Below are 15,945 nucleotides of genomic sequence, written 5' to 3' on the forward strand. Positions count from 1 at the left end.
CGAGACGGGAAGGGCCCCGGCATCCTCGAGGATGCCGGGGCCCTTCCCGTCTCGGTGCGTACGCGCGGCCGCTAGTCGAAGAAGCCGCCGCCGTTGTTGCCGCCGCCTCCGCCGCCCGCCGTGAAGACGGTGATCGTCGTGCCGGTGTTCACCGGGCTGCCCTCGGGCGGGTTGGTGCCCATGACGATGGCGTCGTTCTTGTCCGAGCCCTGCTGCTGCACGGGCAGGCCCAGGGCTTCCAGCTGCTGCTTGACTTCCTCGAACCTCTTGCCCGTCAGGCCCGTCGGGATCGTCGTCTGCGTCTGCTGCGGGCCCTTGGAGACCTTCAGCGTGATCTGGACGTCCTTGGCCTGGTTCGAGGGGCCCTGCGGGTTCATTCCGATGACGGTGTTGGCCGGCTGGTCCGAGTCGACGTCCTGACGGGCGACGTTCTCGAAGCCGAGCGTCTTGAGGTCCTGGACGGCCTGGTCGAAGAGCCGACCCGTGACGTCCGGGAGCTGCGACTTCTTCTGCTTCGCCACCGTGATCGTGACCTCGGAGTTCTGCTCCGCCTTCGAACCGCCGTCGGGGCTCTGGCGCAGAACCGTGCCCAGGTCCTCCTCCGACTCCTCCTGCTTGACGACGACCTTGAAGCCCTTGTCCTTCAGGAGCTGCTCAGCGCTCTCCTGGGACTTCTCCAGCACGTCCGGGACCTCGATCTGCGGGGCGCCCTCGGAGATGACGACCGAGATCGTCTCGTCGACGTTCATCTTCGCCGTGCCGTCGGCCGCCGGCGACTGGCTGCAGATCTTGCCCTTGGGCTGGTCGCAGCGCTCGGAGCCCGACTGCGCGACCTTCACCTGGGCGTTCTTCGCCCGGGACTCGGCTTCCTGGAGGGTCTGGCCGACCAGGGACGGCACGACGACCTGGTCCGTGCCCTCCTTGCCGTCGAAGATCGAGCGGCCGATGAGGATCGCGCCGACCAGGACCAGGATGCCCGCGAGGACCAGCAGGATCGTCGAGGTGTTCGACTTCTTCTGGCGTCGGCGGTCCGGGCGGTCGTCGTAGCCGTAGCCACCGTCGTCCGGGTTCATCGGCGGCAGCATGGACGTCTGGCCGGCCGGGTCGGTCTGGCGCAGTGCGGTCGTCGGCTGGTCGTCCGGGGCGTAGCCGCCGTAGCCGTTGCCGTACCCGCCGCCGTACGCCGCCGCACCCATCGCCGCGGCAGCCGCGACGGGCTGGCCGTCGAGGCAGGCCTCGATGTCGGCGCGCATCTCGTCGGCGGACTGGTAGCGGTAGTCGGGGTCCTTGACCAGTGCCTTGAGGACGATGGCGTCCATCGAGGGCGTGATCTCGGGGTCGAAGTTGCTCGGCGGCTGCGGCTCCTCGCGTACGTGCTGGTACGCGACGGCGACCGGGGAGTCGCCCACGAACGGCGGGCGGACGGTCAGCAGCTCGTACAGCAGGCAGCCGGTGGAGTACAGGTCGGAGCGGGCGTCGACCTGCTCGCCCTTGGCCTGCTCGGGGGAGAGATACTGGGCCGTGCCGATGACCGCGGCGGTCTGTGTCATGGTCATGCCGGCGTCGCCCATGGCGCGCGCGATGCCGAAGTCCATGACCTTGACCTGACCGGTCCGCGTCAGCATGACGTTCGCCGGCTTGATGTCACGGTGCACGATGCCGGCGCGGTGCGAGTACTCCAGCGCCTGGAGGATGCCGACCGTCATCTCGAGGGTGCGCTCGGGAAGCAGCTTGCGCCCGGAGTGCAGCAGCTCACGCAGGGTCGAGCCGTCGACGTACTCCATCACGATGTACGGGATGGAGACCCCGTCGACGTAGTCCTCGCCGGTGTCGTAGACCGCGACGATCGCCGGGTGGTTGAGCGAGGCGGCCGACTGGGCCTCACGGCGGAACCGGGCCTGGAAGGACGGGTCGCGGGCGAGGTCGGCCCGCAGCGTCTTCACGGCGACGGTGCGGCCGAGCCGGGTGTCGTGGGCGAGGTAGACCTCTGCCATGCCACCACGGCCGAGCACCGAGCCCAGCTCGTACCGGCCGCCGAGGCGACGCGGCTCTTCCATAACTGATCCAGCCCTCTCCGTCTGTCCCGACCGCACCCGTGTGTGGTCCGGCGGTGTGCTGTTCGCGCAAAGGCTACCGGCCACGGGAGGGCGATCCGCCCGCGACCGGCACCTGATACCTGACCGGTACCTGGGCGGTGCCCGGCCGCAGGCTCAGCTCCTGGTCTTCAGTACCGCCTTCATCACGGCCTTCGCGATCGGGGCTGCGAGGCCGCCACCGGAGATGTCCTCGCGGTTCGTTCCCGCGGAGTCCTCGACGATGACGGCGACGGCGACCGGGGAGCCCTGGTCGGTCATCGCGTAGGAGATGAACCAGGCGTAGGGGCGCTTGGAGTTCTTCTCGCCGTGCTGGGCGGTGCCCGTCTTGCCGCCGACCCTGACGCCGTCCATCTTCACGTCGGCCTTGGCGCCGGTGCCCTTGGAGACGACGTTCTCCATCATCTGCTGGAGCTTCTGCGCGGTCTCCGCCGAGACCGGGCGGCTCATCTCCTCCGGCTCGTTCTGCTTGATCACGTCGACGTTCGGAGACTCCAGCTTGTCGATCATGTACGGCTTCATCAGCTTGCCGTCATTGGCGACCGCGGACGCCACCATCGCCATCTGGAGCGGCGTGGTCGCGGTGTTGAACTGGCCGATGGAGGAGAGCGCGTTCCCGCCGCGGTCCATCTTCTTGTCGTAGACGGAGGCGGCGGAGCGGACCGGGATGAACTGCTCGGCGTTGAAACCGAACTTCTCGGACATCTCGACCATCTTGTCGCGGCCGACGTCGTCACCGAGCTTGGCGAAGACCGAGTTGCAGGAGACCTCGAGAGCCTTGTTCAGGCTGGCGTTCTCACACCCACTGGCATGGTTGACCATGCTCCGCGAGGAGAGCGGGATCTTGTACGGCTCAGGGGTGTCCGTCGGCGCGTTGATGTCGGTGACCTTGCCGTTCTCCAGCGCCGCGGCCGCAGTGACGACCTTGAAGACGGAGCCGGGCGGGTAGATCTCGCGGAGCGCGCGGTTGAGTTTCGGCTTGTTCTTGTCTTTCTCCAGCGCCAGCCAGGCCTTCTCGTCCTTGCCGGAGTAGCCGGCGAAGGTCGAGGGGTCGTACGAGGGCGTGGAGGCGAGCGCGAGGATCTTGCCGGTCTTCGGCTCGATGGCGACGACCGCGCCGGTCTTGTCGCCGAGGCCCTCGAAGGCGGCCTTCTGGGCGGCGCCGCTCAGCGTCGTGACGACGTTGCCGCCCTTCTTCTTGTCGCCCGTGAACATCGACAGCGTGCGGTCGAAGAAGAGCCGGTCGTCGTTGCCGGTGAGGATGCCGTCCTCGATCTTCTCGATCTGGTTGGCGTCGTAGGCCTGCGAGGCGTAACCGGTGACCGGGGCCCACATGGGGCCGTCGGTGTAGGTCCGCTTGAACCGGTAGTACGGGTCCTGGGAGTCGACCGAGCCGGTGATCGGCTTGCCGTCCACGATGATGTTGCCGCGCTCGTTCGCGTACCGCTCGATCGTGACGCGCCTGTTCTTCGGGTGGGCGTTCAGCTCGTCGGCACGGACGTACTGGATCCAGTTGTCCCGGATCAGCAGGGCGAGGACCAGCAGGCCGCAGAAGATCGCGACCCGGCGCAGGGGCTTGTTCACGGACGGACCACCTGGGTCATCTCGGCGTCGGGGGACGGGGCGGGGGCGGGCGCCGGGCGGCGCGCGGTGTCGCTGATCCGGATCAGGATGCCGATCAGAGCCCAGTTGGCGATCACGGAGGAACCGCCGTACGCGAGGAACGGCATGGTCATACCGGTCAGCGGGATGAGGCCCATCACACCGCCCGCGACGACGAAGATCTGCAGTGCGAAGGCGCCGGACAGGCCCATGGCGAGCAGCTTGCCGAACGGGTCGCGGGCAGCGAGGGCGGTACGGACACCACGCTCGATGATCAGGCCGTACAACAGCAGGAAGACCATGACGCCGGTCAGCCCGAGCTCCTCGCCGACGGTGGCGAAGATGAAGTCGGAGTTGGCGGCGAAGCCGATCAGGTCGGAGTTGCCCTGGCCGAGACCGGTGCCGAGGATGCCACCGGAGCCGAAGGACATCAGCACCTGGCTCATCTGGTCGCAGGCGGCCGCCATGTTGGATCCCTCGGGAGCCGTCTTCAGGCACTCGAAGGGGTCGAGCCAGGCGGCGACACGGGACTGCACGTGCCCGGCTGTCGAGCCGACGACGACGGCACCGGCGGTGGACATCAGCAGACCCATGACGACCCAGCTGGTCCGCTCCGTCGCCACGTACAGCATGATCACGAACATGCCGAAGAACAGCAGCGAGGTACCGAGGTCGTTCTCGAAGACCAGGATCAGGAGGCTGACGGCCCAGATGGTGAGGATCGGGCCGAGGTCCCGGCCGCGCGGCAGGTAGAGGCCCATGAACCGACGGCTGGCCAACGCCAGCGCGTCCCGTTTCACCATCAGATAGCCGGAGAAGAAGACAGCGAGGACGAGCTTGGCGAACTCACCGGGCTGGATGGAGAAGCCGGCGACGCTGATCCAGATCTTGGCGCCGAAGACGTCGGCGCCGAGGCCCGGCACCAGCGGCAGCAGCAGCAGGACGAGGGCCGCCACCATGGAGATGTACGTGTAGCGCTGGAGGACCCGGTGGTCCTTCAGGATCAGCAGCACGCCGACGAACATCGCGACGGCGATCGCCGAGTACAGCATCTGGCTCGGAGCGTCCGGGGTGAACGTCTTGTACCGGTTGATGATGCGCGGCGACTGGTCCAGGCGCCAGATCAGCACCAGGCCCATCCCGTTCAGGAGCGTCGCCAGCGGCAGCAGCAGCGGGTCCGCGTACGGGGCGAACTTACGCACCACGAGGTGCGCGACGCCGGCGAGCAGGCCGAGGCCGAGGCCGTAGCCGGCCATCCCCGCGGGAACCTTCCCGTCGATCGCCAGACCGACGTTCAGGTATGCGAAGACCGGGATGGCGACGGCGAACGCGAGCAACGCCAGCTCGGTGTTCCGGCGGCTCGGCGCCTCGATCGCGCCGATGGTGGTCGTGTTGGTGACAACGCTCATGGTGGTGAAAGGCCCCCTACGGGTGCTTACTGCTTGCCGCAGTTCGAGGCCAGCTTCTGCTCGTCCTCCGTGAGGGTGGGGCCCGGGGAGGGAGCGGCTGTGGTGGGCTTGTCTTCGGGCGTGGTCGCGCCGTCGGCGGGCGGCTTGCTCGCCTGGTCCGCGGACTTCTCCGCGGCCTCGCGGCGCTGCTCGGTCTTCTTGCAGGCCGAGGCCTGCACGGCCAGCTCAGCGATCTTCGTCTGAGCCTTGCCGAGGCTGCCGCCCGCGATGGTCTCCTCGACCTGCTTGCGCTGGTACGGCGGGAGGTACTTGAGTTCGATCTCGGGGTGGTCCTTCTCCACGTCCGAGAGCGAGACCCACGCCAGATCCTGGCTGATACCCCGGTAGAGCGCGACGTGCTCCTCGTTGGAGCCGACGTAGTACTGCGTCTGCGTCCAGCGGTAGCCGCCGTACACACCGCCGCCGACCACGGCGAGCGCGAGGATCAGGAAGAAGCTGCGCTTCAGCCACTTGCGGCCGGTGCGCGGCTTCTCGAACTTCTCGTACTTGTCGAAGCTCTCGTCCGTGTAGGCGCCGAAGGAGCCCTGCGGCGGCATCCCGCCGTAGCCGTGGTCGTCACCGCTGCCGGGCGGGCCGAAGCCCTGCGGCGCGTGCCCGCCGGGCTGCTGCTGCGCCGTGCGGCCGAGACCGGAGGCCCGGCCGGCCGGCGTCTGCATCGCCCCGCCGTCGGACTGCTGCACCTGGTTCTCGGCGACCGCGCCGACGATCACCGGGGTGTCGCTGAGCCGGCCGGCGAGGGTGTCGCCGCCGTCGACGTCGAGGACGTCGGCGACGATCACCGTGATGTTGTCGGGGCCGCCGCCGCGCAGCGCGAGCTGGATCAGCTCCTGCACGGTCTCCTGCGGGCCCTGGTAGCTGGCGAGGGTGTCCTCCATCGTCTGATGGGAGACGACTCCGGACAGCCCGTCGGAACAGATCAGATAACGGTCGCCGGCCCGGACCTCGCGGATCGACAGGTCCGGTTCGACGTGGTCACCACTGCCCAGCGCGCGCATCAGGAGCGAACGCTGCGGGTGGGTGGTGGCCTCCTCCTCGGTGATCCGGCCCTCGTCGACCAGCCGCTGCACCCACGTGTGGTCCTGCGTGATCTGCGTGAGGACACCGTCGCGCAGCAGGTACGCGCGCGAGTCGCCGACGTGCACGAGACCGAGGCGCTGCCCCGTCCACAGCAGGGCGGTGAGCGTGGTGCCCATGCCCTCCAGCTGGGGGTCCTCCTCGACCATCAGCCGCAGCTGGTCGTTGGCACGCTGTACCGCGGCACCGAGCGAGGTGAGGATGTCGGAGCTGGGAACGTCGTCGTCGAGGGTGACGAGCGTGGAGATCACCTCGGAGGAGGCGACCTCACCGGCGGCCTGGCCGCCCATGCCGTCGGCGATGGCGAGCAGCCGGGGCCCGGCGTAACCGGAATCCTCGTTGCCCTCGCGGATCATGCCCTTGTGCGACCCGGCGGCGAAGCGCAGTGACAGGCTCATGCGCACCTGCCCTGTCGGCGTCGCCTCGGGGTACAGCCGGTCTCGAGCCACACTGCCCACCCTCCGGTCGGGAGCCCGTGCCGGTCCGCGGCCCGGACCTGACGGTCCGCCGCGCGGTCCGTCGTGGGGACCGCGTCGGCCCGCTCGCTCCGCTCGCTCATTGTCGTACTACTTCCGCAGCTCGATGACGGTCTTGCCGATGCGGATCGGCGCGCCCAGCGGAATCGGCGTGGCGGTGGTGAGACGGGTCCGGTCGAGATACGTACCGTTGGTGGACCCGAGATCCTCGACGATCCACTGGCCGTCCCGGTCCGGGTAGATCCTCGCGTGCCTGCTGGAGGCGTAGTCGTCGTCCAGCACGATCGTCGAGTCGTGGGCGCGGCCCAGCGTGATGGTCTGCCCCTGCAGGGCGACCGTCGTGCCGGTCAGCGTCCCCTCGGAGACGACGAGTTTGGTCGGCGCGCCGCGGCGCTGGCGCCCGCCGCCCGTGTTCTGCTGTCCGCGCTGGGCAGGCGGCGTCGCCGCCTGGCGCGGATTCTGCTGCGGCCGGGCGTCCTGGCGGCGCGAACCGCGCTGCGTGACACGTGTGCCGAACAGGTCGCTCCGAATGACCTGGACGGCCACGATCACGAACAGCCACAGAACGGCCAGGAAACCCAGCCGCATGACCGTCAGGGTCAGCTCTGACATTGCCCCCGCTTCACCCTTCGGCTTGCCGGTAAACGATGGTGGTGCTGCCCACGACGATCCGCGAGCCGTCGCGGAGCGTAGCGCGGGTGGTGTGCTGCCCGTCCACCACGATGCCGTTGGTGGATCCGAGATCCTGGATCGTCGAGGGCGTTCCGGTCCGGATCTCGCAGTGCCGGCGGGAGACGCCGGGATCGTCGATCCTCACGTCCGCGTCGGTGCTGCGGCCAAGGACCAGGGTCGGGCGAGAGATCTGATGGCGGGTGCCGTTGATCTCGATCCACCGGCGCACCTGTGCGCCGGAGGCGGGCATGGGGCCGGGACCACCGGCCGTGGGGCGGCCGACGGCGGGCGCCTGACCGGGCCGCTGCGTGCCGGCCGCGCCCGGCGGCGGGGCCACGGGCATCGGCGGAGCACCGGCCGGAGGATAGCCGTAGCCACCCGGCGCGCGGCCCGGCTGAGGGGCGGCGGCGGGTGCCTGCTGCTGTGACGAACTCGACGCGAGAGTGCGGCTGCGCACCCGGTACAGACCGGTGTCGAGGTCGTCGGCCTTCTCCAGGTGGACCTTGATCGGGCCCATGAAGGTGTACCGCTGCTGCTTGGCGTAGTCGCGGACCAGGCCGGCCAGCTCGTCGCCGAGCTGACCCGAGTACGGGCTGAGGCGCTCGAAGTCCGGCGTGCTGAGCTCGACGATGAAGTCGTTGGGGACGACGGTCCGCTCGCGGTTCCAGATCGTCGCGTTGTTGTCGCACTCGCGCTGGAGGGCGCCCGCGATCTCGACGGGCTGGACCTCGGACTTGAAGACCTTGGCGAAGGTGCCGTTGACCAGGCCTTCGAGCCGCTGTTCGAAACGCTTCAGGACTCCCATGGGGCACCTCCTCCGTCGTTGTCGTCCTGGTACTGCTTACTGATCGTATCCACGCGTCGGGAAATCGGCTGGTTCCCCTTCTCTGCCCTGTGGACGAGTGTCACCTCTCACAGGCTTTCCCCACGGATCGTAGAGGCGGCCCCTGGACAGTGTCCCGCACCCGGGGAGCGAGCAGGAGGAGCGGGGCGGGGCGGCGGGGGCGGTGCGCCCCGTTCCTCCCCTTGCCCGTGCCCTTCCGTCCCGTCCGTGTGCCCGCGTGCGGGGCTCCGTCCCCATGGTGCCTGGTGCCCGGCCTCTTTCCCCTCCGGCTGTGTACCGCTTGTGCTCCAGTTCCGTCCGCCTCGCCTCCCTCGCCCGTCCGCCTTGCCTCCGTCTTGACCTCTGCGGCTTCTCGGGGTCTCCGTCCCTCGACGTCCCGGTGCCTCTGTCTCCCTGTTCGCTTCGGGAGGGGGCCAAACAACGGATGTGAATCCAGGGTCTGCGACGTGCTAATCTTCAGATGTCGCCAGGCGATCGCACCAAAAAAGTGGTGAGGGAGCCCGGAGCACACCCAATGCGCGGGTGGCGGAATAGGCAGACGCGCTGGATTCAGGTTCCAGTGCCCGCAAGGGCGTGGGGGTTCAACTCCCCCCTCGCGCACCAGACGGAAGCCCCGTAGGTCATCGACCTACGGGGCTTCCGCGTTGTCGATCGTGGAGTGCTGGCTGTGGAGTGCCGGTCGTGGGGTGTCGGTCGGTGGGGTGTCGGTCTCCGGCCGGCAGACGATGCAGAGGCGATCCGCAGGCGATGCACAGGCGATGTGCGCGATGCGACCTTCGTCGTCGTGGGGCGAGACGAAAGAGAGCCGCGGTCGGCGCGGGCCGCTGCCTAGGGTGCGAGCGTGGACGCGACTTCGAAGATCAGGGCCGGGATCGGCGCCGGATGGGCATGGTTCGCTGCGCCCGAGTTCTGGTCGCGGCGCAGAACGGCGGGCGAGATCGTGCTCGCCGTCGTGATGGGGCTGCTCGCCGCCGGCAGCGAGGAGCTGCTCGGCGGCGAGGGGTGGCAGCTCGCCGCAGTCGGCCTGGCCGCCGCCGTCCTGTCGCTACTGCGCCGACGGCTGCCCGTCACCATGCTCGTCGTCACGGGCGGCCTCGCGCCGCTCGTTCCGGGCTTCCTGATGCTCCTGATCCTCATCGGCTGGTCGTCGGGCCGGTACATCGCGGGCGCCGGACGGGCCCTGATCGCGTACACCGTCGCGTACGTGCTGAACATCGCGGCCAGCGTGGTGGAGGTCTGGGACCTGCACCGGACGCTCACCGTCGTCTTCATGTCGACGCTCTACTACCTGGCGACGACCCTCGCGCCCGGTCTCGCCAACCGGTACTGGACGCAGCGCAGGACCCTGCTGCACACCCTGCAGGAGCACAACGCCCAGCTGCTGCGGGAACGCGCCATGGTGGTCGGGCAGGCCCGGCTCATGGAGCGGCAGCGGATCGCCCAGGACATGCACGACAGCCTCGGGCACCAACTCGCGCTGATCGCGGTCCACACCGGCGCCCTGGAGGTCGACCGGGAGCTGACCGAGCGGCAGCGGGAGGCGGTGGGCGTGCTGCGCAACGCGTCGGTGACCGCCATGCACGAACTGCGCGAGGTCGTCGGCATCCTCCGCGACGGCGTCGCGGCGCCGTCCGGCACCGCGGCCCCGCCGGCACGCTCCGGCGACTCCTCGGGACGTGCCGCACGGGGGACCGCCGGGATCCAGGGGCTCGTGGAGACCGCGCAGGGCGCCGGGAACCGCGTGGAACTGAGGCGGCGCGGGGAGTTCCGGCCGCTGCCGCCGGCCGCCGACCACGCCGCGTACCGGATCGTGCAGGAGGCGCTCACCAACGCCTACAAGCATGCGCCGGGCGCGCTCATCGACGTGGAGGTGCGGTACGAACCGGACTCCCTCGTCGTGGAGATCGTCAACGAGCCCGCCGCGCACTCCCCGGGGGACGTGGTCAGTGGCGGGCAGGGACTGACCGGGCTGCACGAGCGGGCACGGCTCGTCGGCGGCATCGTCCACGCGGGGCCGGTCGACGGCGGCGGATTCCGGGTCGCCGGGATGCTGCCGTACGGGACGGCGGAAGCAGCGCCTTTGGTCGATGCGGAGGACGACTTCCGGCAGCAGTCGACGCAGGCTCTGCCGGGCGACCGTGGTCGCGTCCCGGTCGGGCAGGCCGACTGGACGTTGACGGAACGGGAGCTGGCGATGGCGTTGCGCGGGGGCAGGAGCACGGGCCGCGGGGTCGCGGTGGGATGCGGGATAGCGTTCGCGGCTCTCGTGCTGCTGTTGGTGGCGGGAGGCTTCGGCGTCTACTTCCTGGTGTCGTCGCTGGAGAAGGGCATGATCGATCCGGGCGAGTACGACGCGGTCAAGGTCGGCGCGGCCGAGCAGGACGTACGCGACCGGCTGCCGTCCGGCGACACCATCGCCACCACCGGGCTGCACGGCAAGGGGCCCGCGGAGCCCGAGGGATCGAAGTGCCTGGTGCTGATGTCCTCGGAGGTCGTGGAGAGCGAGGCCGAGCCGGTTTTCCGGTTCTGCTTCAAGGACGGCAAGCTGATCGAGAAGAAGTCGTACGAGGTCACGCGCTAGCGCTGACCCGCCCGAACCGGTAGCCGTTGGGGAGTAGCTGTGGCAGGGCAGCGCATCAGGGTCGTGATCGCCGATGACGAGCCGCTGATCAGGGCCGGGATCCGGATGATCCTCACCTCGGACGAGGACATCGAGGTGGTCGCGGAGGCGGCCGACGGCCGGGAGGCGGTCGAGGAGGCGCGGGCACACGCGGCAGACGTGGTCCTGCTCGACATCCAGATGCCGGTGCTCGACGGTCTCTCCGCCCTGCCGGAGCTGCGCCGGGCGGCGCCCTCGACACGGGTGATCGTGCTGACCACGTTCGGCGAGCGGGAGAACGTGCTGCGGGCCCTGGAGCACGGGGGCGTCGGGTTCCTGCTCAAGGACACCGCGCCGGCCGAGCTGATCCGCGCGGTACGGGCCGCGGCGGCGGGGGACGCGTACCTCTCGCCCGCCGCCACCCGTCACGTGGTCGAACAGCTGGCCTCGGGGCGGGAGGTCGCGCGCGCCGAGCAGGCCAGGGGGCGGGTGGCCGCACTGAGCGAGAGGGAACGCGAGGTCCTCGCGCTGCTCGGCGAGGGGCTGTCCAACGCGGACGCGGGGCGGCGGCTGCACATGAGCGAGGCCACGGTGAAGACGTACGTCAGCCGGATCCTGGCCAAGCTGGGCTGTGAGAACCGTGTGCAGGCGGCTCTGCTGGCGCGCGATGCGGGGCTCTAGGAACTCCGGGAGTCGAGAGGCGGGCGCGGGCGGCCCAGGGCGCCAAGCGGCCTCGGGATCTTCCGGAGACCTGAACTCCGCCTCTTCGGACGGTCGTTGCCACGCCCAATCGGCTTGTCGCAGGTCGGCCCGGTCGGATAGGAAGCTCGCATGCTGAGGGGTAGCAAGGTCGGGCTCAGGGCCCGGCACGAGGACGACATCCCGATCCTGCGGGCCGAACTCTACGACGACGTGGTCAACGCCTCGCGGGCCGCGGCCGCGCCGTGGCGGCCGATCACGCCCGGCTCGAAGGACGCGCGCCTCGTCGTGGACGACAAGGAGCAGGGACTCGTCCCGTTCTCCGTGGTGGAGCTGGACGGCGGCACTCTCGTCGGCACCGCGAATCTGTGGGGCATCGACACCCACCACCGGTCCGCGCACATCGGTCTCGGACTGCTGCCGTCCGCCCGCGGCAAGGGCTACGGCACCGACGTGGTCTCCGTACTGTGCCACTACGGCTTCGTCGTGCGCGGCCTGCATCGGCTGCAGATCGAGACGCTGGCGGACAACGCCGCGATGCTGCGCTCTGCGGAGCGCAACGGCTTCGTCCGGGAGGGCGTGCTGCGCTCCTCGGCCTGGGTGCTGGGCGAGTTCCTCGACGAGGTGCTGCTCGGGCTCCTCGCCGCTGACTGGAAGCCCACCTCCGGGATCCAGCCCGCGGGCTTCTCAAGCCCCGCGATCTGACGGCTGACCGTCGACTTGTCCAGCAGGTGGTGGGCGGCGAGGTCGGCGCGGGCGCGGCGGGAAATGTCCTGGCTGTACTCGGCCGGCATCCTGCTGACCGGCGTCGGACTCCACACCTTCCTGCGGCGCTGGACCACTCTCGGAGTGATGGTCCTGTTCGTCCTGCTCGACTTCACCAGCCGCCGGGATCTACCGCCCCGAACTCCAACCCGGCTTCTCCGGCGCGCTCCACGCCTTCTGGAACGGTGCCGGATTCGTCGAGGGCGTGCACGTCTACTTCGACGGCCACGCGCTCGGCGGACACCTCCTCGCCCTCGCCCTCTGGCTCCTCACCGGAGCAGCCGTGACGGTCTGCGCGGGCCTGGCCGAAGCACGCCGCCGCCCGCCGGCGCCACGGTCCACGCCTGCGGAAGCGGCGGGAGCGCCCGCGGCGTCCGGGACGAAGGCAGCCGCTGAGGAGGAGACGGCGGAGGCCGTGGGAGTCTGAAAGGCGTATGGCCTGGTGGACAGCCGCCAGCGGCAGTTGTCCACAGGCCGTTGTCCACAGGGGAAGACGGGCCACCGAACCCGGCGGTACCGTCTTGCCCAGTTGATGTTGCACCACACAGTGCGAAGCGGGGGAGGCGTCCCATGGGCGAGATCCAGACAGCGGTATCGGGACAACGAGGCACCGAGAGCGGGCGCGTACCGCACGTGCCCGGCTTCGCCCGGCGGGCGGCGGCGGGGGCCACCGACTCCCCCAGGGAACAGGGCAAGGCGCTGCGCGCCCGCGTCCCGCGCGCCACCCACAACGCCCTCGTCCTCGCCGACGACCGGCCCGACGCCGTCCGGGCCGTCGAGGAGTCGAGCCGCGACCGCGTGCCCGACCTCGCGCCCATCCGCGTCGGACGCATGGCCGCCAGCCCCTTCGCCTTCCTGCGCGGCTCCGCCGGGCTCATGGCCCACGACCTCGCCGGCTCGCCCGTCACCGGCGTCGCCGCACAGATATGCGGCGACGCCCACGCCGCGAACTTCGGCCTCTACGGCGACGCCCGCGGCCGGCTTGTCATCGACCTCAACGACTTCGACGAGACCGTCGTCGGCCCCTGGGAATGGGACCTCAAGCGACTGGCCACCTCCCTCGTCCTCGCCGGACGAGAGGTGGGCGCGAGCGAGGACACCTGCCGGGCCGCCGCCTTCGACACCGTCGGCGCCTACCGGCGGACCATGCGGCTGCTCGCCAAGCTCCCCGCACTCGACGCCTGGAACGCGATAGCCGACGAGGAGCTCGTCTCCCACACCGACGCCCGCGACCTGCTCGGCACCCTCGAGAGGGTCTCGGAGAAGGCGCGGAACAACACCAGCGCCCGCTTCGCCGCCAAGTCCACCGAGTCCGTCAGCGACGCCGACGGCGGCGGCCGCCGGTTCGTCGACGCACCGCCGGTCCTGCGCCGCGTCCCGGACGAGGAAGCGGCCACCGTCGCCGCCGCGCTCGGCCCGTACCTGGACACCGTCTCCGACGACCGGCTGCCGCTCCTCGCGCGGTACGCCGTCCACGACGTCGCCTTCCGCGTCGTCGGCACCGGCAGCGTCGGCACCCGCTCGTACGTGGTGCTGCTCCTCGACCACCGGGGTGAGGCTCTCGTCCTCCAGGTGAAGGAGGCACGCCCCTCGGCGCTCCTCCCCCACCTGCCGACGGCCGGATTCACCGTCCCGGACCCGGGACACGAGGGACAGCGCGTGGTGCTCGGGCAGAAGCGGATGCAGGTCGTGAGCGACATCCTGCTCGGTTGGACAACGGTCCAGGGGCGCCCGTTCCAGGTGCGCCAGTTCCGCAACCGCAAGGGCAGTGTCGACCCGGCCGCGCTCACACCCGAGCAGGTCGACGACTACGGCCGCATGACCGGCGCACTGCTGGCGCGCGCCCACGCCCACAGCGCGGACCCGCGCCTGATAGCGGGCTACTGCGGCAAGAACGAGGAGTTCGACGAGGCCGTCGCGGCCTTCGCCGTCGCCTACGCCGACCGCACCACGGCGGACCACACCGACCTGGTGGCGGCGGTACGCGACGGCCGGATAGCGGCCGAGCTCGGCGTCTGACGGCACAGGCCCGCCTGTGCCCGAAGCCGGGCGAAGCCAACCGAGGGGACGGGGGCGGGGGAGGGAGGGGGGAGGGGCCCCCGGAGGATCGTAGGCTGGTGTGGTGACGGACCGGAGCGAGGACGTGGGCGTGGACCAGGACCAGACCGTGGATCCGGGCGCGGGCTCGGATTCGGGCGTCGACCCGGCGGGCGTGGATCAGGGCGCAGGCCCGGCAGCCGCGGATTCGGGCGCGGCCCCGGAGACTGACCTGGCCGGCGTGGACCCGGTGGGCGGGAGTTCGGCGGGCGTGGACCCGACTGGGGGCCCGGCGGGCGCGGATTCCGCCGCGGCGGAATCCGGCGGATCGGATTCGGGTGGTGCTGAGCGGCCGGAGGCGCGGCTGGAGAAGGCCGTGCGGGTGGCCGAGCAGGCCCTGATCGAGTTCGAGATCGCCGTGGAGACGTTCCGCGTCGAGGTCGACAACTTCTCCCGGCTGCACCACCAGAAGCTGGGCCCCATGTACACGCGGCTCGACGAGCTGGACGCGCAGATCGCCGAGGCGCGGGCGGCTCGGACCGGGGATCCTGAGGATCTGCGGCGGGCGCAGGAGGCGCGGGCCGTCGTGATGCCGATGCCGGCCGTCGATGAGCTCTTCCACGACTGGATGGACTCCGACGGGCTCTCCCCCGAGGCATCCGCCATGCTGACCGGGCAGCCGGTGCAGCCGCCCAAGCGGGTCCGGCCGGGTGAGGAGGCTCGGAAGCTGTACCGCGAGCTGGCCCGCAAGGCCCACCCGGACCTGGCGCGCGAGGAGGACGAGCGTAAGCGGCGCGAGGAGTTCATCACCCGGGTGAACGCGGCCTACGCCCGTGGTGACGTGGCGCTGCTGCGCGAGCTGTCCGAGGAGTGGGCGGCCGGTCCCGTGCCCGAGCCGGAGCGGCTCAGCGAGAGCGAGGAGCTTTACGCGCGCCTCGACTGGCTGACGCAGCGCAAGGAGCTGCTGACCCTGGTGGCGAGGGAGCTGGAGGAGAGCGCGATCGGCGCGATGCTGCGGATGGCGCCCGACGACCCCGACCGTCTCCTCGAGGAGATCGCCGAGCAGCTGCTGGCGCAGGTCGCCGAGCGTGAGGCGGAGCTCGCCGCGCTCGTGGGGTAGGTGCAGTACGTTTCACAGAGCTCGAATTCCGTCGAGTCGTTCGTACGAGAGAAGGCATGTCCCATGAATTTCGCCCCGCTCCCCTCGGTGGACGTGGCTTCCGTGCCGGCCGATGCCCTGGTGTTGGACGTCCGTGAGGACGACGAGTGGGTGGCCGGTCATGCCGAGGGTGCGCTGCATGTGCCGATGAGCGATTTCGTAGGGCGTTTCGGTGAGGTGACCGAGGCGGTGGCCGACGGGCGTCGCGCGTATGTGATGTGCCGGGTCGGTGGCCGGTCGGCGCAGGTCACGCAGTATCTGGTGCAGCAGGGGATCGACGCGGTGAACGTCGACGGCGGCATGATCGCCTGGGATGCGGCAGGGCGGCCGGTGGTCACGGCGGCGGGCGCCCCGGGCTTCGTGGCCTAGACCCGTCCTCCGCACATGCTTCGTTTGGTGGGACGAGCGGTTGATGTGATGACCGATTGGTCGTGGGTTCGTTGGTCTGGGTATGTC

At 70.3% G+C, this 15,945-nt stretch carries 12 protein-coding genes, 1 tRNA gene and 1 pseudogene; 8 read left to right on the forward strand and 6 right to left on the reverse strand.

All coding sequences use genetic code 11. From position 1 onward, the window contains the following. Positions 1-71: 71 nt before the first annotated feature. From pknB to ACFUJR_RS28410, 6 genes are all read right to left on the reverse strand, one after another. Entirely contained in the window at positions 72-2,057 is a 1,986-nt protein-coding gene (gene pknB / locus ACFUJR_RS28385) for a Stk1 family PASTA domain-containing Ser/Thr kinase (protein WP_383166785.1), read from the reverse strand. Between the two features lie 153 nt (positions 2,058-2,210). Next, positions 2,211-3,677: a peptidoglycan D,D-transpeptidase FtsI family protein gene (locus ACFUJR_RS28390; protein WP_383166788.1), complete on the reverse strand. Its 1,467-nt coding sequence runs from the start codon at positions 3,675-3,677 to the stop codon at positions 2,211-2,213. After that, a complete protein-coding gene (locus ACFUJR_RS28395) occupies positions 3,674-5,104 on the reverse strand; it encodes an FtsW/RodA/SpoVE family cell cycle protein (RefSeq protein ID WP_383166791.1) in 1,431 nt (476 codons plus the stop codon). The genes ACFUJR_RS28390 and ACFUJR_RS28395 overlap by 4 nt, the downstream gene beginning before the upstream one ends. A gap of 26 nt (positions 5,105-5,130) precedes the next feature. Continuing rightward, positions 5,131-6,636: a Stp1/IreP family PP2C-type Ser/Thr phosphatase gene (locus ACFUJR_RS28400; protein WP_383166794.1), complete on the reverse strand. Its 1,506-nt coding sequence runs from the start codon at positions 6,634-6,636 to the stop codon at positions 5,131-5,133. 168 nt (positions 6,637-6,804) lie between these two features. Then, positions 6,805-7,326, reverse strand: coding sequence for an FHA domain-containing protein (locus ACFUJR_RS28405; protein WP_352187252.1), 522 nt, complete (start codon positions 7,324-7,326; stop codon positions 6,805-6,807). A 10-nt stretch (positions 7,327-7,336) separates the two neighbouring features. Next, positions 7,337-8,191 carry an FhaA domain-containing protein gene (locus tag ACFUJR_RS28410; protein WP_383166798.1) on the reverse strand — a complete coding sequence of 285 codons (855 nt, stop codon included), beginning with the start codon at positions 8,189-8,191 and terminating at the stop codon, positions 7,337-7,339. A 555-nt stretch (positions 8,192-8,746) separates the two neighbouring features. On the opposite strand from ACFUJR_RS28410, the gene ACFUJR_RS28415 reads away from it, so the two are divergent. From ACFUJR_RS28415 to ACFUJR_RS28450, 8 genes and pseudogenes are all read left to right on the forward strand, one after another. After that, a tRNA-Leu gene (locus tag ACFUJR_RS28415) sits at positions 8,747-8,833 on the forward strand. A gap of 238 nt (positions 8,834-9,071) precedes the next feature. Beyond that, positions 9,072-10,811 (forward strand): sensor histidine kinase, encoded by a 1,740-nt coding sequence (locus tag ACFUJR_RS28420; protein WP_383166800.1) that lies wholly within the window; start codon positions 9,072-9,074, stop codon positions 10,809-10,811. A gap of 39 nt (positions 10,812-10,850) precedes the next feature. Then, on the forward strand, positions 10,851-11,510 hold the full coding sequence (locus ACFUJR_RS28425) for a response regulator (RefSeq protein ID WP_383166803.1): 660 nt from the start codon (positions 10,851-10,853) through the stop codon (positions 11,508-11,510). A gap of 150 nt (positions 11,511-11,660) precedes the next feature. Then, positions 11,661-12,233: a GNAT family N-acetyltransferase gene (locus ACFUJR_RS28430; RefSeq protein WP_383166806.1), complete on the forward strand. Its 573-nt coding sequence runs from the start codon at positions 11,661-11,663 to the stop codon at positions 12,231-12,233. 63 nt (positions 12,234-12,296) lie between these two features. Further along, positions 12,297-12,720, forward strand: a pseudogene (locus ACFUJR_RS28435) (hypothetical protein); the annotation flags it as partial. A gap of 143 nt (positions 12,721-12,863) precedes the next feature. Next, positions 12,864-14,312, forward strand: coding sequence for a DUF2252 domain-containing protein (locus ACFUJR_RS28440; protein ID WP_383166809.1), 1,449 nt, complete (start codon positions 12,864-12,866; stop codon positions 14,310-14,312). Between the two features lie 103 nt (positions 14,313-14,415). After that, positions 14,416-15,450: a hypothetical protein gene (locus ACFUJR_RS28445; RefSeq protein ID WP_383166812.1), complete on the forward strand. Its 1,035-nt coding sequence runs from the start codon at positions 14,416-14,418 to the stop codon at positions 15,448-15,450. Positions 15,451-15,513: 63 nt separating this feature from the next. Next, the gene (locus ACFUJR_RS28450; protein ID WP_383166814.1) at positions 15,514-15,858 is read left to right on the forward strand and encodes a rhodanese-like domain-containing protein; all 345 of its coding nucleotides are present in this window, start codon (positions 15,514-15,516) and stop codon (positions 15,856-15,858) included. The last annotated feature ends 87 nt before the right edge of the window (positions 15,859-15,945 follow it).

The sequence above is a fragment of the Streptomyces sp. NPDC057271 genome (genome assembly GCF_042668715.1).
Classification (GTDB): Bacteria; Actinomycetota; Actinomycetes; order Streptomycetales; family Streptomycetaceae; genus Streptomyces.

Coding starts and splice junctions, on each gene's coding strand:
- ACFUJR_RS28410 (WP_383166798.1), bottom strand. CDS start 8,191: ATGGGAGTCCTGAAGCGTTTCGAACAGCGGCTCGAAGGCCTGGTCAAC.
- ACFUJR_RS28400 (WP_383166794.1), bottom strand. CDS start 6,636: ATGAGCCTGTCACTGCGCTTCGCCGCCGGGTCGCACAAGGGCATGATC.
- ACFUJR_RS28405 (WP_352187252.1), bottom strand. CDS start 7,326: ATGTCAGAGCTGACCCTGACGGTCATGCGGCTGGGTTTCCTGGCCGTT.
- ACFUJR_RS28450 (WP_383166814.1), top strand. CDS start 15,514: ATGAATTTCGCCCCGCTCCCCTCGGTGGACGTGGCTTCCGTGCCGGCC.
- ACFUJR_RS28395 (WP_383166791.1), bottom strand. CDS start 5,104: ATGAGCGTTGTCACCAACACGACCACCATCGGCGCGATCGAGGCGCCG.
- ACFUJR_RS28430 (WP_383166806.1), top strand. CDS start 11,661: ATGCTGAGGGGTAGCAAGGTCGGGCTCAGGGCCCGGCACGAGGACGAC.
- pknB (WP_383166785.1), bottom strand. CDS start 2,057: ATGGAAGAGCCGCGTCGCCTCGGCGGCCGGTACGAGCTGGGCTCGGTG.
- ACFUJR_RS28440 (WP_383166809.1), top strand. CDS start 12,864: ATGGGCGAGATCCAGACAGCGGTATCGGGACAACGAGGCACCGAGAGC.